This is a genomic window from Micromonospora trifolii, assembly GCF_022229005.1.
In the GTDB taxonomy this organism is placed as follows: Bacteria; Actinomycetota; Actinomycetes; order Mycobacteriales; family Micromonosporaceae; genus Micromonospora; species Micromonospora trifolii.
Map to the genome: position 1 here is coordinate 154,405 of NZ_JAKKFD010000011.1, position 20,252 is coordinate 174,656.

Here is a 20,252-nt window from a genome sequence, read left to right on the forward strand (position 1 = left end):
TGCTGAAGATGGTTTGGGTGTGCTCCAACGTCTCATGACCGGCGATGGTGAGCAGGGGCACCGGCCGGGTCGGCCGGTGCCCACGAACAGCGGACGATGGGGGTACGGGTCAGATCCAGGGCACCTGCGGGGACGGGTAGAAGTTGACCTGTTGCAGTCGCCAGCGGGGTGCCTGCTCCCCCAGTCGGGTTCGGAAGGATTCCCAGTCGTGGCTGGCGGTGGTGGACCAGCCGAGTTCGGCGATCGCGGGTAGGCGGGGGAAGGCCATGTATTCGATGTCGTCGAGGGTGCGCAGCGTTTCGGACCACAGTGGGGCCTCGACGCCGAGGATGGCGTTTTCGCCGACGCCGGTGACCCGGGTGGCGGGGTCCCAGCCGTAGGCGTCGGACACCTCGATCAGGCCGGCCCAGCGCAGGCCGAGGCGGGTGTTGGCGTCGTACTTCATGTCGAGGTAGGCCTTGTTCGCCGGCGACATGATGATCTTGTTGCCGCGGGCGGCGGCCGCGGCGAGGCTGGCGTTTGTGGTGCCGGTGCCCCAGAACTGGGCGACGGCGTCGGTGGGCAGGTCGGCCTGGGTGATCTCGTTCCATCCGGAGGCGCGCTTGCCGTACTTCGCGACCAGGGGCAGGACGCGGTTCATGAAGGTGCGGTAGTCCTCGTCGGTGGTGGCGTGGGCTTCGTCGCCGCCGATGTGCAGGAATGGTCCGGGTGTGATGGCGGCGAGTTCGCGGATGACGTCCTCGACGAAGCGGTAGGTGAGTTCGTCGTTGATGCAGAGGGAGCTGTAGCCGACGGCGATGTCGGTGCGTGGGGGCGGTGCGACGCCGTCGCAGTTGAGTTCGGGGTACGTCGACTGGGCGGCGTTGGTGTGACCGGGCATGTCGATCTCGGGGATGATCGTGATGTGTCGTGCGGCGGCGTAGGCGACGACGGCCTTGTAGTCGGCCTTGGTGAGGTATCCGGGGCCGACGCCGTCGGCACCGGTGCCGGGTCCGCCGCCGACGGTGGTGAGGCGGGGCCAGGAGTCGATCTGGATGCGCCAGCCCTGGTCGTCGGTCAGGTGCAGGTGCAGGTAGTTGATTTTGTACTGGCTGAGCAGGTCCACGTAGGCGGTGATGTCGTCGACGGTGTGGAAGTGGCGTGCCAGGTCGAGCATCGCACCCCGGTAGGCGAAGCGTGGGTAGTCGATGATTCGTCCGCCGGGGACTGTCCAGGTGGTCCGCTGCCGGTCGGGTGCCTCGATGTCGGCGGGGAGCAGTTGGCGCAGGGTCTGGGTGCCGGCGAACAGCCCGGCGGGAGTGTTGGCGCGGATGGTGACGCCGCGGCGGGTGACGTCGAGTTGGTAGCCCTGTTGGCCGATGCGGTCGTCGGCGCCCCCGATGAGCAGGGCGATCTCGGGTAGCGGGGTGGAGCGTACGGGCAGGACGGGCAGGGCGTGGCCGGTGGCGGGTCGCAGTGTGGTGGCGAGTTGGTGGCCGATGCGCCGCGCGGCGGCTGAGCCGGGGGTGGTGCGGATGACGGTCAGGGGGGTGATCCGGAAGGTGTTGTGTGCGTCGGGGCGGGTTTCGACCGGTGCGGGGATGACGTCGCTGAGGTGTCGGGCTGGTGCGGTGGGTGCCGCGGCGGTGGCGGGCGTGGCGGGCAGGATGATGGGTAGCGCGAGTGCGGCTATGGCCAGCAGCCGTGTGGTGGTGTTTCGGCGGCGCACGGTACCTCCAGGCCTCGTTATGATCGACCTTCGTCGATTAGAGTCGCAGGCTACCGGCGTTCCGCCTGCACTGTAAACCTTCCTTAACATAAGGACTCGTCGCGACAGTGTTGTCACCGACCTCACGTACGCCGCACGCTGGGGAATTCCTGGAGTGGGTCGTGCGGTTGTCCGTTCGGAAGATCAGGTTCGGATGATCGAATGGGAAGTGCCATGCACGTGCGCTCAGACGCGGTAGTGCTGTTCGGCGTCACCGGAGACCTCGTCTCGAAGAAGCTGTTTCCGGCGCTGTACGAGTTGACCCGACGCGAGCGCCTCGACGTTCCGGTGATCGGCGTGGCCCGCTCCCCCTGGGATGATCAGCAGCTGGTCACCATGGCCCGCAAGTCGGTCAACGAGGCCAATGACGAGATCGACGACGAGACCTTCGATCGGCTTGCGGACAACCTTTCGATGATCTCCGGCAACTACGCGGACCCGACGACGTACCAGCGGCTGGCTGAGCGGCTGCGCGACGCCGAGCGGCCGGTCTTCTACCTGGCGATCCCTCCGGCGGTGTTCGGAGCCGTCGTCGAGGGCCTGGCGGCCGTGGGTCTGGCCGACCGGGGTCGGGTGATCGTGGAGAAGCCGTTCGGGCGTGACCTGGAGTCCTCCCGCGAGCTGGATCGCACACTGGGCGCGGCCTTCGCGCCGGAGCGGGTGTTCCGCATCGACCACTACCTCGGCAAGGAAGCCGTCGAGGGTCTCTACGCCTTCCGGTTCGCCAATCGGCTGTTCGAGCCGCTGTGGAACAACGAGCACATCGACAACATCCAGGTGACGCTGGCCGAGGGTTTCGGCACGCAGGGCCGGGCCGGCTTCTACGACACCGTGGGCGCGACCCGGGACGTGCTGCAGAACCACATCCTTCAGGTCGTCGCGCTCATCGCGATGGAGGCGCCCGCCAGCGATGACACCGCGGCGTTCCGGGAGGCGGAGGCCGCCGTGCTGCGGCAGATCGCGCCGCTGTCGCCGGAGTCCACCGTCCGGGGGCAGTACGCCGGCTACCGCGACGAGCCGGGCGTGGCGGCGGCCTCGAACACGGAGACGTTCGTGGCGACCCGGTTGACTGTCGACTCCCCCCGCTGGGCGGGCGTGCCGTTCTACCTGCGCACCGGCAAGTCGCTGCCGGGAACGGCGACGGAGGTCGTGGTCGAGTTCAAGCAGCCGCAGCGCTCGCTGATCCCCGCCGAACGGGGCACGGCGAGGGCCGCGAACCTGCTGCGTTTCCGCCTCGGTCGCGGTGACGGCATCACGATGTCGATCCAGGCGAAGAGCCCGGGTGCCGAGGTGGCGAGCCGTCCGGTGGACCTGTCCGTCGACTTCGGCTCGGCTCTCGGTCGCCGGCAGGAGGCGTACGAGCGGCTGCTCGACGACGCGATGGACGGGCAGCACCTGCGCTTCGCGCGTGCCGAGACGATCGAGCAGGAGTGGCGCATCGTCGCGCCGATCCTGGATCTGCCGACGGCGGTGCAGTCGTACGAGAAGGGCAGTTGGGGTCCGGCGGACGCCGACACCCTGGCCGGCGGCTGGCACCTGCCGGAGCTGCGGTAGCGGCGGGCCAGGGCCGGGCCGGAACAGGGCTCTCATCCGGCGGGTCGGTCCCACCCGCACCGCCCGCGAGCGGTGCGGGTGGGATCACCCGGTGGTGCGGGTCGCCGGGCGGATGCCACGGATGCCGGCGACGGCGAACTCGATGCCCAGGTCGTAGTAACCCTCCCGGTCGCCGCAGAGCGTGAGCGCGTCGGCGGCGGCGAGGACGTGCGGAAAACGCTGCGGTGCCAACGCCTGCAGCGCCGCTCGCTTGGCGCGGATGGCGTCGTCGCGGGTGTCCGGGTCGGTGCTCCCCATGGCGCCAGGCTCGGTGGCGACGAGGGTGACGAGGGAGCAGAGCGCCTGGCTGCCGATCTCGGTGGCCTGCTCCGGCGGGTAGCCCGCCCCGTGGAGCAGGGCGAGGATGCGCTCCACCAGGATCAGGCCCGGCTCGGACAGAAGGATGCGGGTGGGGACGAGCCCGGCGACGGTGGGGTGTGGGCGTAGCGCGGCGAGGCAGGCGGCCAGGATGGCGCGGACCTGCTCGTCCCAGGGCTCGGTGGTCGGCTCGGGCAGGCGGATGTCGGCGAGTAGGCGCGCGGCGAGCGCGTCGAGCAGGTCGCCCTTGTCCCGGAAGTGCCGGTAGAGCGCCATCGGGGTGACGCCGTGTTCCTGGGCCAGCCGGCGGATGGTGATCGCGGACAGGCCCTCGGCGCCGGCGATGCGCAGTGCGCTCGCGACGATCGCGGTGGGGTCGAGACGCTGCGGGGTGTCCTTGCTCATACTGACCACCAGGCCAGTGTACTACGTACACACGTCGGTATACGTTGTAGATGTACGGCGTATACCGCGTCGTGCGACGTCCTCTCTCCGATGGGATAGGCATGCGACGTAGTCCCTGGGCAACTCTGGCGGTGCTGTCGGTGGCGCAGTTCATCGTCATCCTCGACGTGACGATCGTGAACGTGGCGCTGCCCAACATCCAGACTGACCTGAGCTTCACCGCTGACGACCTGCAATGGGTGATCAGCGCGTACACCCTGCTCTTCGGTGGTTTCCTGCTGCTCGGCGGTCGCGCCGCCGACCTGCTCGGCGCCCGCCGGATCTTCATCGTCGGTCTGGTGCTGTTCGGGGCGATGTCCCTGCTCGCCGGACTCGCGACCTCACCCGGCCTGCTGATCGCCGCGCGCGCCGTGCAGGGCCTGGGCGGCGCGTTGCTCTCCCCCGCGGCGTTGGCCATCCTCACGGTCACGTTCGCGCACGGACGGGAACGCAACATCGCCATGGGCATCTGGGGTGCCCTCGCCGGGCTCGGCGGCACCCTGGGCGTGGTGGCCGGCGGCCTGCTCGTCGACGCGCTGAGTTGGCGGTGGGTCTTCTTCGTCAACGTACCCATCGTCATCGCGCTCGTGGCGATCGTGCCGACCTTCGTGGCGGCCGCGCGGCACTCCCAGCCCGGCCCCCGGACCTTCGACGCGCTCGGCGCGGTCCTCGGCACCACCGGTCTGCTCGCCGTCGTGTTCGGCGTGGTCCGGGCCGAGTCCGCCGGCTGGGGCTCGGCGCAGGTGCTCGCCACCCTCATCGGTGGAGTCGCGCTGCTCGCTGTCTTCGTCGGCGTCGAGGCGCGCTCGGCCGCGCCACTGGTGCCGCTGCGGCTGTTCCGCTCCCGGGCGCTGAGCGTCTCCAGCGGGGCGTTGGCGCTCAACGGCGCCGCGTTCCTGTCGATGTTCTTCCTCACCGCGATCTACCTGCAGCAGGTACGCGGCGCCTCGCCGCTGACCGCCGGCCTGCAGTTCCTGCCGATGGGCGCGACGGCCATCGCCGGCGCCGCCCTCGCCACCCAACTGGTGCACCGACTCGGCACCCGCACCCTGCAGATCATCGGCGCGCTGCTCAGCGTGATCGGCCTGCTGCTGCTCAGCGGGGCGAGCGCCACCGGCTCCTACACCAGCGAGCTGCTGCCCGGCCTGCTGCTGTTCGGTCTGGGCATCACCACGCTGGGCGTACCCGCCCAGATCTCCGCGATCTCCGACGTCGAGCACCATGAGGCCGGCGCCGCGTCCGGTGTGGTCACCGCCGTGTACCAGGTCGGCGGCGCGCTGGGGTTGGCCATCGTCACCACGCTGTCGGTCACCCACGTCACCGACGCGCTCAGTCGCGGCGCCGGTCAGCAGCAGGCGCTGGTCGACGGGTTCCACCGTGGCCTGTTGATCGCCGCGGTCTTCGCGATCGTCAACCTGGCCATCTCGCTCGCCACCCCGCAACTGCGCCCCGACGCCGAGCGGGTCGCCGAGGCTGCGGTCGCGGCCTGAGCCGGCGCGCCGTTGGAGGCCTGTCGCGCGGCCGGCCTCCAACGGGGCGTACGCCGCGTGGACGCTGACTGACCGCTCAGCTCAGCGGAACGACCGTCCGGCGACGGTGAGGTTTGCCGCATACGAGTGGTGTGGGCACGTTGGGTGCGACGTTTCTCGTCCTCGTCGGAGAGGAAGCAGCGCATGCTTTCCGCACTCGATCGTCGGCACACCGTCGCGCCGCCCGGCTACAGCCGGTGGCTCATCCCCCCGGCGGCGTTGGCCATCCACCTCTGCATCGGTCAGGTCTACGCGACCAGCGTCTACAAGAACTCCCTGATCGCCCACTTCGACACCAGCCAGACGGCGATCGGGGTGATCTTCAGCATCGCGATCGTGATGCTCGGATTGTCCGCAGCGGTCGCCGGGACCTGGGTGGAGGCGAACGGACCACGAAAGGCCATGTTCGTCTCGGCCTGTTTCTGGGCGGCGGGTTTCCTGGTGGGCTCGCTGGGTATCGCCACGAAGCAGCTGTGGCTGCTGTATCTGGGCTACGGGCTGCTCGGCGGCATCGGGCTGGGCATCGGCTACATCTCCCCCGTCTCCACCCTGATCAAATGGTTCCCGGACCGGCCGGGACTGGCCACCGGATTGGCGATCATGGGTTTCGGTGGTGGGGCGATGGTCGCCTCTCCCCTGTCGCGGCAACTGTTGTCGTTCTACGACGCCGGCTACGACCCGGCCAACGCGGGGTCGACGGCGTCGGGCAGCGCCCTGGTGTGGCTGTTCGTGACGCTCGGCCTGGGCTACTTCGTCATCATGATGTTCGGGGTGGCGAACGTGCGGGTGCCGGCGCAGGACTGGCGGCCGGCCGGCTTCGATCCGGCAAGCGTGGCGGCGAAGCCGCTGGTCACCACGGCGAACGTGTCGGCGGCGAACGCGGTGAAGACCCGCTCGTTCTGGCTGCTGTGGGTGGTGCTGTTTTGCAACGTGACCGCCGGCATCGGCATCCTGGAGCAGGCCAGCCCGATGATCCAGGACTTCTTCCGCGACAACGGCACCTCGGCGGTGACCGTCGCGGCGGCCGGCGGGTTCGTGGGTCTGCTGTCGCTGTTCAACATGGCCGGCCGGTTCGCGTGGTCGTCCACCTCGGACCTCATCGGCCGTAAACCGATCTACCTGGTGTACCTGGGTGTCGGCATGGTGCTCTACGCGCTGCTGGCGCTCGTCGGGCAGACCTCGACGGCCCTGTTCGTGCTGTTGGCCTGCGTGATCCTGTCGTTCTACGGCGGTGGCTTCGCGACAGTGCCGGCGTACCTGCGGGACCTGTTCGGCACCTTCCAGGTCGGTGCGATCCACGGTCGGCTGCTGACCGCCTGGTCGGCGGCGGGCATCGCCGGTCCGCTGATCGTCAACGGGTTCCTCGACGCGCAGGGCGAGCCGGGTTCGCTGACCGCCGCGGCGTACCGCCCGGCGCTGTTCACGATGGTCGCTGTGCTGGCCGTGGGCTTCCTGGCGAACCTGCTGGTGCGGCCGGTGCCGCAGCGCTACCACGAACCGTCGACGGAACGGAACGCGCAACAGGACCAGGACGTGGACGAGGACACGACGGCGCAGAGGAGTGGTACGCGATGAATGAGGACAGCAGGCCCGGGCAGCAGGCCCGGTTGTGGATCTCCTGGTTGGTGGTGGCGGCGCTGCTCGGCTACGGGGTCGCCCAGACCGTGATCACCGCGGCGAAGCTGTTCACCCACTGAGCCGGATCCGGCGGTCTCCGACCAGCGCGTGGTCAGAGACCGCCGGAGACGCGCAGCACGGTCCCGGTGGTGTACGAGGCGTCCGGGCCCAGCAGCCAGGCGATGGCGGCGGCGATCTCGTCGGGTTCGCCGGCGCGGCCCAGCGGTATGCGACCGACGGCGGAGTCGGCGCGGTCGGGCACCCCGGAGTCGGCGTGGATGTCGGTGCGCACGATGCCGGGGGCCACGGCGTTGACCCGGATGCCCTTCGGGGCGAGTTCCTTGGCCAGGCCGACGGTGAGGGTGTCGGTGGCGGCCTTCACGGCGGCGTAGTGCACGTACTCCCCCGGGCTGCCGAGGGTCGCGGCCGCCGACGAGACGTTGACGATCGCCCCGCCGTCGGTGAGCCGCCGGGCGGCCTGCTGGGCGCAGAGGACGTAGCCGACGAGGTTGACGTCGACGACCCGGCGCAGGTCGTCGACGCGCAGCTCGGTGAACGGCCCGATCAGGCTGGTGACGCCGGCGTTGTTGACCAGGCCGGTGAGCGGGCCGAGGTGAGCGGCAGCGTCGAACAGGGCGTGCACCTGCTCGGGGTCGGTGGTGTCGGCGCGTACCGCGATGGCCTGGGCGCCGGCGGCCCGCAGGTCGGCCAGGACGGCGGTGGCGGCGGCCTCGTCGCGGCGGTAGCAGAGGGCGACGTGGTGACCGGCGGCGGCGAGCCGACGGGCGGTTGCCGCGCCGATGCCCCGGCCGCCGCCGGTGATGACGGTGACGGGTGCCACGGTGCCTCCCGGCGGGTCTGACGGCTGCGCGATGAACGTGCCGACGCTACCGTGACCGGCGCGGGTCGGTCGTCGAGAGGAGGGTCACATGCAGCGGGCGTTGGTGCTCGGTGGTGGCGGGGTGACCGGGGTGGCCTGGGAGTTGGGGCTGCTGGCCGGGTTGGTCGAGCGGGGCGTGCCGGTCACCGAGGCGGATCTGGTGGTGGGCACGTCGGCGGGTTCGATGGTCGGCGCGCAGGTGTGCTCCGGGTTGCCCGTCGAGCGTCTCTACACCGAGCAGTTGTTGCCGCCGTCGAGTGAGCTGGCGGCACGGTTGGGCTTCGCGGCGCTGGCGCGGCTCATTTGGGCCGGTGGGCGGACCCGCGACGCGGTGCGCTCGCGGGCCCGGATCGGGGCGATGGCGGTGGCGGCGCGTACCCAGTCGGAGGCGTCGCGACGAGTGGTGATCGAGGCCCGCCTGCCGGACCGGGAGTGGCCGCAGCGGCGGCTGCTGATCACGGCGGTGGACGCGTCGTCCGGTGAGTTCGTGGTGTTCGACAGCGACAGCGGTGTGTCCCTGGTGGACGCCGTGGGCGCGAGTTGCGCGGTGCCCGGGGTGTGGCCGCCGGTGACGATCGGCGCGCGTCGCTTCGTCGACGGTGGGATGCGCTCGACGGTGAACGCGGACCTGGCGGCGGGGGCGCGCAGGGTGCTGGTGCTCGCGCCGACGTCGGCGGCGTTCGGGCCGATGCCACGGCTGTCGGCGCAGGTGGACGGGTTGCGGGCGGCCGGGTCGCGGGTGGTGGTGCTGACGCCGGACGCGGCGGCGCGCACGGCGATCGGCCGCAACGTGCTGGACCCGGCGCGCCGGGCGGGCGCGGCGCGGGCCGGGCGGACCCAGGCCGATGTGGTGGCCGACGAGGTGGCAGCGCTCTGGGCGTGATCGCTTACGCTCACCGCGCGGTCGATCCGACAACGGTCGATCGGACAATGGAGGTGCGCGGTGGCGGGTGTGGGTGTCGGCGACGTGGTGCAGGATTTCGAGCTGCCGGATGAGACGGGCACGCCGCGGCGGCTGTCGGAGTTCCTGGCGGCCGGGCCGGTGGTGCTGTTCTTCTACCCGGCGGCGATGACCCGGGGGTGCACGGCGGAGAGCTGCCACTTCCGCGACCTCGCGGCGGAGTTCACGGCGCTGGGCGCGACGCGGGTGGGCATCAGCCGCGACCCGGTGGCGAAGCAGGCCGAGTTCTCGAAGCTGCACGGCTTCGACTATCCGCTGCTGTCGGACGCCGACGGCGCGGTGGCGCAGCAGCTCGGGGTCAAGCGGCGGGTGCCGTTGGGGCCGTTGAGCATGAAGCGGATGACCTTCGTCATCGGCACTGACCAGCGGGTCATCGAGGTGATCCACAGCGAGGTCAGCATGAACGAGCATGCGGACCGGGCGCTGCGGGCACTGGGCGGCTGAGCGGGCGCGAGCCCCGTGCGGCGGGTGTCGCAGTCGGCTGGTATCAAGACAGCAATCAAACAGGTGTACGGAAGAGGGTTGTGATGGATGCCGGCCAGGGTTTGTCCACTAGCGAGGTGCAGAGCATCCGGGAGGCGTTGGCGGCCGGGCGTAAACCGCGGGTGGTGTTCACCGCGGCGGCGGGGCAGATCGCCGGTCAGGTCGGTCAGGTGATCGAGCTGACCGACCCGGAGGTGTCCGACGAGTTCGTGGTGGTGCGCTTCGGTCGCGACGAGTTGCCGTTCTCCCCCGCCGATCTGGCCGTGGCGCCCAAGGGCGTGACCCGTCGGGTGGCGGAGCCGAAGCCGGAGCCCGAGCCCGAGGCGCCAGCGGTGGCCGCGCCGGAGTTCGTGTTGGACACGCCGCGGGTGCCCGCGCAGCGACAGGAGGAGCCGAAGGTGGAGCAGACGGAGAAGCCGCCGGCGCGGCGGGCGGTCAAGGCCGTCAAGCCGAAGGGCCTCGCGGGTCTCACCGTGACCCTGGCGTACGCCGACGGTGAGTGGACCGTCGCCGCGCAGCAGGGCAGCAAGGCCCTGGCGAAGCCGTACGTGGTGAAGCCGGCGGAGGCGCTGAAGATGGTGGCCCTCGTCGACGTGCCGGGGGTGCAGGAGGCGGTGGAGCAGATCCTCGGCACCGAGCGGGCCGAGGCGGAGCAGCAGGCCGAGAAGCTGCGCGCCGAGCTGGCCGAGATCGAGGCCCGGCTGGCGGAGCTGCGCGAGGCCCGCTGAGGCGGGTCAGTGCCGGCTGTGGTGGTGCAGCAGTCGGGTGAGCAGTCGCGTCAGTTGCTCGCGCTCGGTGGCGGACAGCGGGGCGAGCAGGTCGGCCTGGACGTGCTCGAGGGTCGCACCCATCCGGCGGGCCTCGTCGGTGCCGGCGTCGGTGGCGCTGATGACGTTGCGGCGGCGATCGGCCGGGTCGGGGGCACGCACCACGAGCCCTCGGCCGGCCAGGTCGTTGATGGCGGCCACCACGTCGCTGCGGTCGATGCCGCAGCGCCGGCCGAGGTCGGCCTGGCTCGCGGGCCCGTCCTCGGCCAGGGCGGTGAGCAGCCGGTAGTGGTAGCCGCGCAGGTCGTGCGCGGCAAAACCCTCGTTGAGCAGGCGGGCGGCGTGACTGGCGCTCTGGTTGAGCAGCCAGGTCGCTGTGGTGCTGAGCCCGGCGGGTGACTGCGGGGCCGCGTTGTCCATGCGGAGCAGCCTACCAGTAATCGTTGGCGCGACCCACGATCGGGTGTTACGTTGGTTCGACCAACGTTGGTTCAGCCAACGTATCGAAGGAGGAGTCATGTCCACCGTCCCCAGCCTCAACGGCCAGGTCATCGGCCACGCCCACTACGCCACCCGGGCCCTGCTCGAACGGGCCATCGCTCCCCTCGGGGTCGAGTTCAACCAGTTGCTCGCCCTCAACGTCCTCGCCAACGGCCCTGCCGAACGCGCCCACCTCGCGCACCGCATCACCAGCACGCTCAAGGTCGACGAGCAGGAGGTGCGACGGGTGCTCGCCACCCTCGTCGACGCGGACCTCGCCCAGGCCGACCACGACGCCGACGCGCCACGGCTGCGGCTCAGCGACGCCGGTCACGCCGTGCAGGCCCGCATCGCCGCCGCCGTCGCGGACATCAGCGCCCGCCTCTACGCGGACATCCCCACCGACGAGGCGGGCGCCGCCGCCCGGGCGCTCACAGTGGTCACCCAGCGCGCCAACGCCGAACTGGCCGCGACGCCGACCTGACGGACAGGAGCCCGACGGTGGGCGGGCCCGGTCCTGCCGGCCCGCACCGGGTCCGGTCGACCTGTCGGCGGCCCACGTGCCGGGCCCGGTCGGTCAGAAGTAGTCGAGCAACTGCGTCGGGCCTCCGACGCCCAGCAGGTCCAGGGCGGCCGGGTCGGTGTCACCGGCACAGTGCAGCAGGCCGGCCTGCGCGACCGACCGGGCCCGCGCCGCCCCGGCGTACAGCAACGCGAAACCGCGGACGTCCAACCGCAGTTCCGCCTCGCCGCCGATGCGGGTCAGCTCGGCGGCGCCGTCGGCGACCGCCAACCTCCAGGTGCCCGTGTTCCAGTCGGCGAGCGGGTCGCTGAGGTGGAAGTCGACGGCGCCCCGGGCGTGGGCGGGCCACCCCCGTGCGCTCACCGCCCGTGCCACGTCCACCGGCCGGTGCATCCACAGGTCCCGCTCGTGCTCGCGGGCCGACTCCAACGGCAGGTGGACGCTGACCGCGTCCCCGTCGAGCGGGCACAGTCGCAGGGTCGGCGCGACGCTGGCCCAACTGCCGAGCACCCCGACGAGTTCCCGGGCGGCCTCGGCGGTGACCGCCAGGACCTCGTCGACGGTGAGCACGGAATCGGCCCCGTAGCCGCGGCCCCGCTGCCAGGTGGCGTAGCCGACCAGGTCGCCGTCGGCCTCGACGAGGGTGACGCCGTCGCCGGGCAGACCGCGGTCGGCGGCGTCGAACAGCTCACCCCGGCGGGTCAGCATGCCGTTGCGGTGCCGGGTGACCCGCTCGTACAGGGCGTCGACGGCCGGTAGGTCGGCCGGTGTACCGGCCCGGACGGTGAGGTGCGACGTGGGCCGGTGCCGGGGCAGCGCGGCGGTGACCAGGTCGACGGTGCGCAGCACCCCGGCGGCCTCCCACCCGCAGGCCCGGTAGGGGGCCGCGACGGTCGGGTAGAGCGCGCTGATCGCCGCCCCACGGTCACGGCCACCGCGCAGCAGCGCGGTGAGCAGGGCACGGGCCACGCCACGACCACGGGCCTCCGGGGCGACCGCCACTCCGGCCACGTCGGCGGCCGGCACCGCCCGCCCGGACCACCACTGGTCGTGGTGCAGGTCGACGGCCTTGCCGACCAGCCGGCCGGCGTCGTCGAACGCGCCGTACCGGGTCAGGCCGGCAGGCGTGGCGGTGGCGTGCGCCGGCCGCTGCGGGTCCGAACCGAACGCGAACCGACCCAGCTCCCAGGCCGCGTCGAGGTCCTCGGCGGTGAGTTCACGAACGTGCACGGTGGCGGGCATCGGCACACCGTAGCGGGACCACTCGAAGCTGACCGCCGATTTTCCCGCCGCCCCGCGCGCCGCGCCGCCCCGTGCCGTCCCTGCGCCGTCGATCAAGGAGTTGTGGTGGGTTACAAAACATCTCTCATTGTCATAATCCGGGCACCCCAACTCCATGATCGACGGCGTCGGCGTGGGAAGTGATCGACGGGGGCGGTGCGCCGATCTTGCAGTTCTTGCCCCGACTTAGCGGGCATTTCGTGCATCTCGACTACAGGAAGTGCAAGATCGGCGCGGCTCGCGGCATGCGGCTTGCGGCGGCGCGGCGCGCGCCCCGGCCCTAGTGCTGCGGGATGTTGGCTATGCCGATGCGCTTGCGGAACACCCAGTACGTCCACCCCTGGTAGGCCAGCACCACCGGAGTGAAGATCACCGCCACCCAGGTCATGATCTTCAGGGTGTACGGGGTGGACGCGGCGTTGGTGGCCGTCAGCGTGCCGGCCGCGTCCAGGGTGGAGGGCAGCACGTTCGGGAACAGCGCCGCGAACAGGGTCGCCACCGCCAGGCCGATCGCCACGGCGGTGCCGGTGAACGCCCAGCCCTCCCGGCGTACCCGGGCGGCGGCCAGACCACCGAGCAGGGCGAGGGCCGCGCCGACGGCGAGCACGACGGCGGCCGCGCTGGAGCGGATGGTCAACGTCCAGGTCAGGAACCCGACCGCGAGCACGGCGGCGCCCACACCCAGGCGCACGGCGAGCGCGCCGGCGCGCTCGCGGATGTCGCCGGTGGTCTTCAGGGCGATGAACACCGCGCCGTGGGTGAGGAACAGCGCCAGGGTGGTCGCGCCGCCCAGCAGGGCGTACGGGTTGAGCAGGTTCAGCAGGCCGCCGACGTACTCGTGGTCGGCGTCCAGTGGCACGCCGCGCAGGATGTTGGCGAAGGCGACGCCCCACAGGATCGCCGGCAGCAGCGAGCCGACCACGATCGCCGCGTCCCACCGCCGCTTCCAGGACGCCTCGGGGCGCTTGTGCCGGTACTCGAAGGCGACCCCCCGGGCGATCAGGGCCAGCAGGATCAGCAGCAGCGGCAGGTAGAAGCCGGAGAAGAGGGTGGCGTACCACTCGGGAAACGCGGCGAACATGGCGCCACCGGCGGTGATCAGCCACACCTCGTTGCCGTCCCAGACCGGGCCGATGGTGTTGATCAGGACGCGGCGTTCCCGGTCGTCGCGGCCGAGCACGGGCAGCAGCATGCCGACGCCGAAGTCGAAGCCCTCCAGGATGAAGTACCCGGTGAACAGCACGGCGACGAGGAGAAACCAGATGGTGGTCAGTTCCACGATGGGCTCCGGGATCAGTAGGCGAAGGCGAGCGGGCGCTCGGCGTCGTCGGTGTCGTCGGTGGGGGGTTGCTCGCTGACGTCCGGCACGCCGGCCTTGGCGTAGCGCAGCAGCAGCTTGACCTCGATCACGGCGAGGGTGGCGTAGATCAGCGTGAAGGCGGTGAACGAGGTGAGCACCTCGGTCAGCGAGACGCTGCGGGACACCCCGTTGCGGGTGAGCATCTCGCCGAAGACGATCCACGGCTGGCGACCCATCTCGGTGAAGATCCAGCCGAAGGAGTTGGCCAGCACCGGCAGCACCGGCATGGCCAGCCCGGCGCGCAGCAGCCACTTGCTGCTCGGGGTGCGGCCCTTGCGCTGGCTCCAGAGCACCAGCAGGGCGATCGCGCCGGCCGCCATCCCGAAGGCGATCATGAAGCGGAAGCTCCAGTAGGTGACCGGGATGATCGGGGTGTAGCTGCCCGCGCCGTACTGGGTGGCGTACTGCGCCTGCAGGTCGTTGATGCCGTGCACCGTGCCGTTCGGGTCGCCGGTGCCCAGGTACGACAGCAGGTACGGGATCTTGAGGGCGAACACCTCGCGGCTGCCGTCCAGGCTGCCGATGGTGAGCACGGAGAACGAGGCGGGGCTCTCGGTGGTGTAGAGGCCCTCGGCGGCGGCCATCTTCATCGGCTGCACGTCCGTCATGATCTTGCCCTGGATGTCGCCGGTGAACAGCACTGCCGCGGAGGCGACCAGGACCACCCAGGAGCCGAACTTGGTGGCGAAGCGGTACGCGCCGGTGTCGGCGGAGTCGCGGTTGCGGATGACGTGCCACAGGCCGACCGCGACGATCAGCGACCCGGCGACCAGGAACGAGCCGGCCAGGGTGTGCGGGAAGGTGATCAGGGCGACCTTGTTGGTCAGCACGGCCGGGAAGTCGGTCAGCTCGGCGCGTCCGCTGTCGGGGTTGATCCGGTAGCCGACCGGGTTCTGCATGAACGAGTTCGCGGCGAGGATGAAGTACGCGCTGAGGTTGGTGCCGATCGCGGCGGCCCAGATGCTGGCCAGGTGCGCCCGCTTGGGCAGCCGGTCCCAGCCGAAGATCCACAGGCCGATGAAGGTGGATTCGAGGAAGAACGCGACGAGCGCCTCGATGGCCAGGGGCGCGCCGAAGACGTCGCCGACGAAGCGGGAGTAGTCGCTCCAGTTCATGCCGAACTGGAACTCCTGCACGATGCCGGTGACCACGCCCATGGCGAAGTTGATCAGGAACAGCTTGCCGTAGAACTTGGTGAGCTTGAGGTAACGCTCGTTGCCGGTGCGGTGCCACATCGTCTGCAGGATGGCCACCAGCACGGAGAGGCCGATGGTCAGCGGTACGAAGAGAAAGTGGTAGACGGTGGTGACACCGAACTGCCAGCGGGCAACGTCCAACGCGTCCACCTGAAACCCCCAACCATCCGTACTACGAGACGTAGTAAATACTACTGCTCGTCGTAGAAGGCTGGGCGGCCCGCACCCTCGCGGGACCAATGACCCTGATCACCCCGACCCGCCCTCGCGGCCCCGTCGACGCGTGCGACGATGGCGCGCTGATGGACACCGCACACACCGCCTGGCAGCCGCCGCTGATCTGGCGCGCAGCCCTGCTGCTGGCCCGGGGCCTGGTCGGCCTGCTCGCCCGCCTCGAGGTCACCGGCGACGTCCCGGCGCACCTGCGTCGCGGCCCGCTGGTGCTCGCCGCCAACCACATCAGCCCGTTCGACCCGGTGGTCATGGCCGCCGCCTGCCACACCCGTGGCGTCGCCCCGCGGATCATGGCGACCGCCGGACTGTTCCGGGTCCCGGTGTTCGGCGCCGCCATGCGCCACGCCGGGCACATCCGCGTCGACCGGGGCACCAGCGCCGTGCACCGGGCTCTCGACGACGCCGCCACGGCCGTCGCCCGTGGCTCGGTGATCCTCATCTACCCCGAGGGGCGCATCGGCCTGGACCCCGGCCTGTGGCCCGAACGCGGCAAGACCGGCGCCGCCCGACTGGCCCTGGCCTGCGGCGCCCCGGTCGTCCCGGTCGCCCAGTGGGGATCGCACGAGGTGCTGCCCTACCAGGCGCCCCGCGGAATGCTGCGCGGAGTAGCCCGCTCGCTGTGGCGTCGACCGGTGATCCGGGTGCACTTCGGCACGCCCGTCGACCTGGGTGAGACGGCGGCCGCCAATCCCGGCGCGGCCCGCCGCGCCACCGACCGGATCATCGACGCGGTCACCGACACCCTCGCCCCGCTGCGCCCCGACGAGCCGGACCTGCCCCGCCACGTCGACCCCGGTCGCCCGAGCGATCCCAGCCGCGCCCACCGCCGGTCGCGTTGACGACTGCGGCGGCGGTGCGCTGGTGATCGACTCGGCTTTCTGGAAATCGGGCATTCCCGCGTCCCGGACACCCCGCCTCGCAGGAAACCGAGTCGATCGCCTTCGGACACCAGTCCGGCCGTAACCTGCAGTGACGTCCAGCGCGGGTTGGTCGCTATGGCACGAAGGTAGGAGCTCATGAGCGAGCAGACGGTGCTGATCACCGGCACGTCCACCGGTATCGGCCTGGAGATCGCGCTCGGCTGCGCCCGCGCCGGCTGGCGCAGCGTCGCCACCATGCGCGACCTCGGCCGCTCCGACCGGCTACGCGCCGCCGCCGACGCCGCCGGGGTCGCCAACCTGATCGACGTACGCCGCCTCGACGTCACCGACCCCGACTCCGTGACCGCCTGCGTCGAGGAGGTGGCCGGCACGTACGGCCGGCTCGACGCGGTCGTCAACAACGCCGGCGCCGGGCATGTCGGCACCCTGGAACAGGACAGCGTCGACGACATCCGGGCCGTCATGGAGGTCAACTTCTTCGGCGTACTGCACGTCAGCCGCGCCGCCCTGCCACACCTGCGGGCCAGCCGGGGACGGCTCGTCACCGTCTCCAGCGTCGGCGGGATCGTCGGGCAGCCGTTCAACGAGGCGTACTGCGCCGCGAAGTTCGCCGTCGAGGGATACATGGAGTCCCTCGCCCCGCTCGCCGCCACCACCGGCGTACGGGTCACCGTCGTCGAACCGGGTGCGGTGGCCAGCGAGTTCGTCGCCAATATCGGCATCGACGCCGACGCCGCCAGCGCCGCCGCCGGGGTGTACGGGCCGGCGCTGCGCGCGTACCTGGCCCGCACCGGGCAGGCGTTCGCCGCCGCGCAGTCCCCCGCCGACGCCGCGGCGGTGGTGGTCGCCACGCTGACCGACCCGACGCCGCCGGTACGGGTGCAGACCTCCGACGGCGCCCGGCAGTTCGTCGGAGTCAAGCTCGCCGACCTCGACGGCGCCGCAGTGGCGCGGATGACCGGCGGCTGGCTGGCCTGAACCCCTGGGGTCTGCACGACGCCGGGTCGGCGGTGCCGCTGGGCGACGGGGACAATGATCATGTGTCGCGCCGCCCTCTCGTCCTCGTCGCAGTCGTACTCCTCGTCATCGGCTACGCCGGGCTGCGGACGGCGTACCACCACACCAAGGACCAGCGGGACCTCGCCGACCTGACGCGGTCGTCACCGTGGTCTCGCGATCAGCTGTTGATCCCCGACGACGTGACCCGCGCCGGCGCCGTCGGCTGGCTGGAGCGTGGCGGCCTCGACATCGCCTACCCGCTGCGCACCGCTGACGGCCGCGCCGTGCCCGTGCTCTGGCGGTTGCGCGTGCCGCATCCCGCGAGCGGGCTACCCGACGGCGTCGACTGCGGCTCGCCGCGGCTGCGCACCTGCACCGACCTGGGCGGCGGGAGCACGCTGATCGTGACTCACGAGACCGACAACAGCGACCCGTCCATCGCCCTCTATCGCACCGAGGGCGCCACCGTACGGGCGATCGAGGTGCAGGGGCCGGACCCGGTCGGAGTCGACGAGTTGACCGCCGCGCTCACCCACGCCCACCGGCCCAGCGACGCCGACCTGCTGGACCTGTTGCGCCACGACGGCTACCACACCGACTGGAGCTGAGACAGGCGGGAAGATCGACTCGGTTTCCCGCAAACCGGGGCATGCCCGCGCCGCGGACGCCCCGACTTTCAGGAATCCGAGTCGATCACCGGGCAGGGCGGCGGCGCGAGCGGGCGACAGACGCCGGCCGGCCACCCGCCGGCCACCAACCGCAGGCATACTGCGTCGCGTGTTGACCCGATTCGGCTACCTCGACGCGCCGGCGCCGCTGGCGTTCGCCCACCGTGGCGGCGCCGCCGAGGGCGACGAGAACACCACCGAGGCGTTCGCCCGGGCCATCGGGCTGGGCTACCGGTACGTGGAGACCGACGTGCACGCCACAGCGGACGGCGTGGCGGTGATCTTCCACGACCCGACGCTGCGCCGGGTCACCGGTGAGGCGGGGCGCATCGCCGAGATGAGCTGGGCGGACCTCGCCTCGGTACGGGTCGGCGGCGCTGCCGTCGTACCCCGGCTCGACGAGGTGTTGGGGGCGTGGCCGCAGGTCCGCTTCAACATCGACGTGAAGGCCGACGGCGGTGTCGAGCCGACGGTCGCGACAGTGACCCGGGCCGGCGCCGGCGACCGGGTGCTGCTCGCCTCGTTCAGCGACGCCCGGCTGACCCGGCTGCGCGCGCTCACCGAGGGTCGGGTCGCGACCAGCCTGGGCATGCGGGGCGTCGCCCGGCTGCGCCTGGCCTCCCTGCACGGGCGTCCGTTGCGGCTGCCGCCGTCGGTGGTCGCCGCGCAGGTGCCACCGCGCTACGGGCGGGTGCCGGTGGTGGACCGCCGGTTCCTCGACTACTGCCACCGCATCGGTCTGCAGGTGCACGTCTGGACGATCGACGAACCAGCCCAGATGCACGAGTTACTGGATCGTGGCGTGGATGGCATCATGACCGATCACGTCGGCGTGCTGCGCGACGTCTACCGCAGCCGCGGCCACTGGGCCGCCTGAGGATCGAAGGACCCCCGATGGCCGAGACCGTGACCCCCACGGTGGACGACACCCCGCCTCCGGCGAGCACTCGCCGGGAGCGGCGCGGCTGGTACATCTACGACTGGGCGAACTCCGCGTTCCAGACCACAGTCATCACTGTGTTCCTGGGCCCGTTCATCACCACCGTCGCCGAGTTGGCCGCCGGGTGCGAGTTGGGCGCGGACACCTGCGACGGGTACGTGCACCCGCTGGGCATCCGGGTGGCGGCCGGGTCCTACTACCCGTACCTGATCTCGCTGTCGGTGTTCCTCACCGTGTTCGTGCTGCCGGTGATCGGGGCGATCGCCGACCGGTCGACGCACAAGAAGCGGCTGCTCGGCGCCGCCGCGTTCACCGGGGCCGGCGCGACCATCGCGATGATCTTCGTCACCGGTGACCGCTACCTGCTCGGCGGGGCACTCTTCCTGGTCGCCAACATCTCCTTCGGCGCGGCCGTCGTGGTCTACAACTCGTTCCTCCCGCAGCTCGGCGGCCCGGACGAACGCGACGGCATCTCCAGCCGCGGCTGGGCGCTGGGCTACCTGGGTGGTGGTCTGCTGCTGGCGTTCAACCTGGTAGCTGTCACCCTGTTCAGCGAGGACGACAACCCGCAGCGCACCCTGGACCTGGCCCGCTGGTCGATCGTCTCCGCCGGGGTGTGGTGGGCGGTGTTCACCCTCGTGCCGCTGCGCTGGCTGCGGGAACGCCCCAGCGCGGCGGCTGCGCTGGCCCGGCGCGGAAACGTGCTCACCGACGGGTTCCGGCAGTTGGGCCGCACCCTGCGGGAGATCAAGGCGTACCCGTTGACGCTGTTCTTCCTGCTGGCGTTCCTGGTCTACAACGACGGCATCCAGACCGTCATCACCCTGGCCAGCCAGTACGGCACCGAGGAACTGCGGCTGGACCAGAGCACCCTGATCGTCACCATCCTGCTGGTGCAGTTCCTCGCCTTCGGGGGCGCGTTGAGCCTGGGCGCGCTGGCCAAGCGCATCGGCGCCTGGAAGACAGTGCTGCTCAGCCTGGTCCTCTGGACCGGTGTGATCATCGGCGCGTTCCGGCTACCGGCCGAGGCGCCGGTGCCCTTCATGGTCCTCGGCGCGGCCATCGGCCTGGTCCTCGGCGGCAGCCAGGCGCTGAGCCGGTCGCTGTTCAGCCAGCTCATCCCAGCCGGCAAGGAAGGCGAGTACTACGGCTTCTACGAGATCAGCGACAAGGGCACCAGCTGGCTCGGCCCGCTCGCCTTCGGCCTGGTGTTCCAACTCACCGCCTCGTACCGGGTGGGCCTGGTCTCACTGCTGATCTTCTTCGTGGTCGGGTTCCTGCTCCTCGCCGCCGTGCCGATCCGCCGTGCCATCGTGGCCGCGGGCAACACCCCACCCCGGGTGCTCTGAGC

General features: G+C 71.2%; 20 protein-coding genes. 13 read left to right on the forward strand and 7 right to left on the reverse strand.

The annotated features are described in order from the left end of the window. Nucleotides 1-109: 109 nt before the first annotated feature. A complete protein-coding gene (locus NIE79_RS08360; RefSeq protein WP_238677982.1) occupies nt 110-1,708 on the reverse strand; it encodes a beta-N-acetylhexosaminidase in 1,599 nt (532 codons plus the stop codon). Between the two features lie 213 nt (nt 1,709-1,921). Here NIE79_RS08360 and zwf point away from each other — a divergent pair, with 213 nt between their 5' ends. Further along, the gene (gene zwf, locus NIE79_RS08365) at nt 1,922-3,301 is read left to right on the forward strand and encodes a glucose-6-phosphate dehydrogenase (protein WP_238677983.1); all 1,380 of its coding nucleotides are present in this window, start codon (nt 1,922-1,924) and stop codon (nt 3,299-3,301) included. Nucleotides 3,302-3,385: 84 nt separating this feature from the next. Here the strand turns inward: zwf and NIE79_RS08370 are convergent, their stop codons facing one another. Beyond that, the gene (locus NIE79_RS08370; RefSeq protein ID WP_238678066.1) at nt 3,386-4,063 is read right to left on the reverse strand and encodes a TetR/AcrR family transcriptional regulator; all 678 of its coding nucleotides are present in this window, start codon (nt 4,061-4,063) and stop codon (nt 3,386-3,388) included. A 101-nt stretch (nt 4,064-4,164) separates the two neighbouring features. Between NIE79_RS08370 and NIE79_RS08375 the strand changes: the two genes are divergently transcribed. The 3 genes from NIE79_RS08375 (at nt 4,165) to NIE79_RS33630 (ending at nt 7,328) form a co-directional block, all read left to right on the forward strand. Beyond that, nucleotides 4,165-5,592: a DHA2 family efflux MFS transporter permease subunit gene (locus tag NIE79_RS08375; protein WP_238677984.1), complete on the forward strand. Its 1,428-nt coding sequence runs from the start codon at nt 4,165-4,167 to the stop codon at nt 5,590-5,592. 183 nt (nt 5,593-5,775) lie between these two features. Continuing rightward, complete coding sequence (locus NIE79_RS08380; RefSeq protein WP_238677985.1) at nt 5,776-7,206, forward strand: OFA family MFS transporter; 1,431 nt, start codon at nt 5,776-5,778, stop codon at nt 7,204-7,206. Next, nucleotides 7,203-7,328, forward strand: coding sequence for an MFS transporter small subunit (locus NIE79_RS33630; protein WP_274523770.1), 126 nt, complete (start codon nt 7,203-7,205; stop codon nt 7,326-7,328). The genes NIE79_RS08380 and NIE79_RS33630 overlap by 4 nt, the downstream gene beginning before the upstream one ends. Before the next feature lie 32 nt (nt 7,329-7,360). Here NIE79_RS33630 and NIE79_RS08385 read toward each other — a convergent pair whose 3' ends face one another. Then, a complete protein-coding gene (locus NIE79_RS08385) occupies nt 7,361-8,089 on the reverse strand; it encodes an SDR family oxidoreductase (protein ID WP_238677986.1) in 729 nt (242 codons plus the stop codon). An 88-nt stretch (nt 8,090-8,177) separates the two neighbouring features. On the opposite strand from NIE79_RS08385, the gene NIE79_RS08390 reads away from it, so the two are divergent. From NIE79_RS08390 to NIE79_RS08400, 3 genes are all read left to right on the forward strand, one after another. Next, a complete protein-coding gene (locus tag NIE79_RS08390; RefSeq protein WP_238677987.1) occupies nt 8,178-9,011 on the forward strand; it encodes a patatin-like phospholipase family protein in 834 nt (277 codons plus the stop codon). Between the two features lie 60 nt (nt 9,012-9,071). Beyond that, a complete protein-coding gene (locus NIE79_RS08395; protein WP_308193156.1) occupies nt 9,072-9,533 on the forward strand; it encodes a peroxiredoxin in 462 nt (153 codons plus the stop codon). 83 nt (nt 9,534-9,616) lie between these two features. Continuing rightward, a complete protein-coding gene (locus NIE79_RS08400; protein ID WP_238677988.1) occupies nt 9,617-10,300 on the forward strand; it encodes a hypothetical protein in 684 nt (227 codons plus the stop codon). Between the two features lie 6 nt (nt 10,301-10,306). Here NIE79_RS08400 and NIE79_RS08405 read toward each other — a convergent pair whose 3' ends face one another. After that, nucleotides 10,307-10,759, reverse strand: coding sequence for a MarR family winged helix-turn-helix transcriptional regulator (locus NIE79_RS08405; protein ID WP_238677989.1), 453 nt, complete (start codon nt 10,757-10,759; stop codon nt 10,307-10,309). A gap of 97 nt (nt 10,760-10,856) precedes the next feature. Between NIE79_RS08405 and NIE79_RS08410 the strand changes: the two genes are divergently transcribed. Next, complete coding sequence (locus tag NIE79_RS08410) at nt 10,857-11,303, forward strand: winged helix DNA-binding protein (RefSeq protein WP_238677990.1); 447 nt, start codon at nt 10,857-10,859, stop codon at nt 11,301-11,303. A 93-nt stretch (nt 11,304-11,396) separates the two neighbouring features. Here the strand turns inward: NIE79_RS08410 and NIE79_RS08415 are convergent, their stop codons facing one another. The 3 genes from NIE79_RS08415 to NIE79_RS08425 all read right to left on the reverse strand — a co-directional run bounded on the left by NIE79_RS08415 (nt 11,397) and on the right by NIE79_RS08425 (nt 15,329). Further along, nucleotides 11,397-12,584 (reverse strand): GNAT family N-acetyltransferase, encoded by a 1,188-nt coding sequence (locus NIE79_RS08415; protein WP_238677991.1) that lies wholly within the window; start codon nt 12,582-12,584, stop codon nt 11,397-11,399. A 319-nt stretch (nt 12,585-12,903) separates the two neighbouring features. After that, entirely contained in the window at nt 12,904-13,902 is a 999-nt protein-coding gene (cydB, locus tag NIE79_RS08420) for a cytochrome d ubiquinol oxidase subunit II (RefSeq protein WP_238677992.1), read from the reverse strand. Nucleotides 13,903-13,916: 14 nt separating this feature from the next. Beyond that, entirely contained in the window at nt 13,917-15,329 is a 1,413-nt protein-coding gene (locus tag NIE79_RS08425; RefSeq protein WP_238677993.1) for a cytochrome ubiquinol oxidase subunit I, read from the reverse strand. Between the two features lie 152 nt (nt 15,330-15,481). Between NIE79_RS08425 and NIE79_RS08430 the strand changes: the two genes are divergently transcribed. The 5 genes from NIE79_RS08430 to NIE79_RS08450 all read left to right on the forward strand — a co-directional run bounded on the left by NIE79_RS08430 (nt 15,482) and on the right by NIE79_RS08450 (nt 20,250). Next, entirely contained in the window at nt 15,482-16,252 is a 771-nt protein-coding gene (locus NIE79_RS08430) for a lysophospholipid acyltransferase family protein (protein ID WP_238678068.1), read from the forward strand. A gap of 177 nt (nt 16,253-16,429) precedes the next feature. Continuing rightward, nucleotides 16,430-17,272: an SDR family NAD(P)-dependent oxidoreductase gene (locus NIE79_RS08435; RefSeq protein ID WP_238677994.1), complete on the forward strand. Its 843-nt coding sequence runs from the start codon at nt 16,430-16,432 to the stop codon at nt 17,270-17,272. Between the two features lie 62 nt (nt 17,273-17,334). After that, nucleotides 17,335-17,901, forward strand: coding sequence for a hypothetical protein (locus tag NIE79_RS08440; RefSeq protein ID WP_238677995.1), 567 nt, complete (start codon nt 17,335-17,337; stop codon nt 17,899-17,901). A 169-nt stretch (nt 17,902-18,070) separates the two neighbouring features. Continuing rightward, entirely contained in the window at nt 18,071-18,838 is a 768-nt protein-coding gene (locus NIE79_RS08445; protein ID WP_238677996.1) for a glycerophosphodiester phosphodiesterase family protein, read from the forward strand. A gap of 17 nt (nt 18,839-18,855) precedes the next feature. Further along, a complete protein-coding gene (locus NIE79_RS08450; protein WP_238677997.1) occupies nt 18,856-20,250 on the forward strand; it encodes an MFS transporter in 1,395 nt (464 codons plus the stop codon). The last annotated feature ends 2 nt before the right edge of the window (nt 20,251-20,252 follow it).

What these genes read in the sequence shown, in the direction of transcription:
- NIE79_RS08410 (WP_238677990.1), top strand. Translation starts at nt 10,857, where the DNA reads ATGTCCACCGTCCCCAGCCTCAACGGCCAGGTCATCGGCCACGCCCAC.
- NIE79_RS08450 (WP_238677997.1), top strand. Translation starts at nt 18,856, where the DNA reads ATGGCCGAGACCGTGACCCCCACGGTGGACGACACCCCGCCTCCGGCG.
- NIE79_RS08405 (WP_238677989.1), bottom strand. Translation starts at nt 10,759, where the DNA reads ATGGACAACGCGGCCCCGCAGTCACCCGCCGGGCTCAGCACCACAGCG.
- NIE79_RS08375 (WP_238677984.1), top strand. Translation starts at nt 4,165, where the DNA reads ATGCGACGTAGTCCCTGGGCAACTCTGGCGGTGCTGTCGGTGGCGCAG.
- NIE79_RS08430 (WP_238678068.1), top strand. Translation starts at nt 15,482, where the DNA reads ATGGACACCGCACACACCGCCTGGCAGCCGCCGCTGATCTGGCGCGCA.
- NIE79_RS08400 (WP_238677988.1), top strand. Translation starts at nt 9,617, where the DNA reads ATGGATGCCGGCCAGGGTTTGTCCACTAGCGAGGTGCAGAGCATCCGG.
- NIE79_RS08380 (WP_238677985.1), top strand. Translation starts at nt 5,776, where the DNA reads ATGCTTTCCGCACTCGATCGTCGGCACACCGTCGCGCCGCCCGGCTAC.
- NIE79_RS33630 (WP_274523770.1), top strand. Translation starts at nt 7,203, where the DNA reads ATGAATGAGGACAGCAGGCCCGGGCAGCAGGCCCGGTTGTGGATCTCC.
- NIE79_RS08390 (WP_238677987.1), top strand. Translation starts at nt 8,178, where the DNA reads ATGCAGCGGGCGTTGGTGCTCGGTGGTGGCGGGGTGACCGGGGTGGCC.
- NIE79_RS08370 (WP_238678066.1), bottom strand. Translation starts at nt 4,063, where the DNA reads ATGAGCAAGGACACCCCGCAGCGTCTCGACCCCACCGCGATCGTCGCG.
- zwf (WP_238677983.1), top strand. Translation starts at nt 1,922, where the DNA reads ATGCACGTGCGCTCAGACGCGGTAGTGCTGTTCGGCGTCACCGGAGAC.
- NIE79_RS08415 (WP_238677991.1), bottom strand. Translation starts at nt 12,584, where the DNA reads ATGCCCGCCACCGTGCACGTTCGTGAACTCACCGCCGAGGACCTCGAC.
- NIE79_RS08435 (WP_238677994.1), top strand. Translation starts at nt 16,430, where the DNA reads ATGAGCGAGCAGACGGTGCTGATCACCGGCACGTCCACCGGTATCGGC.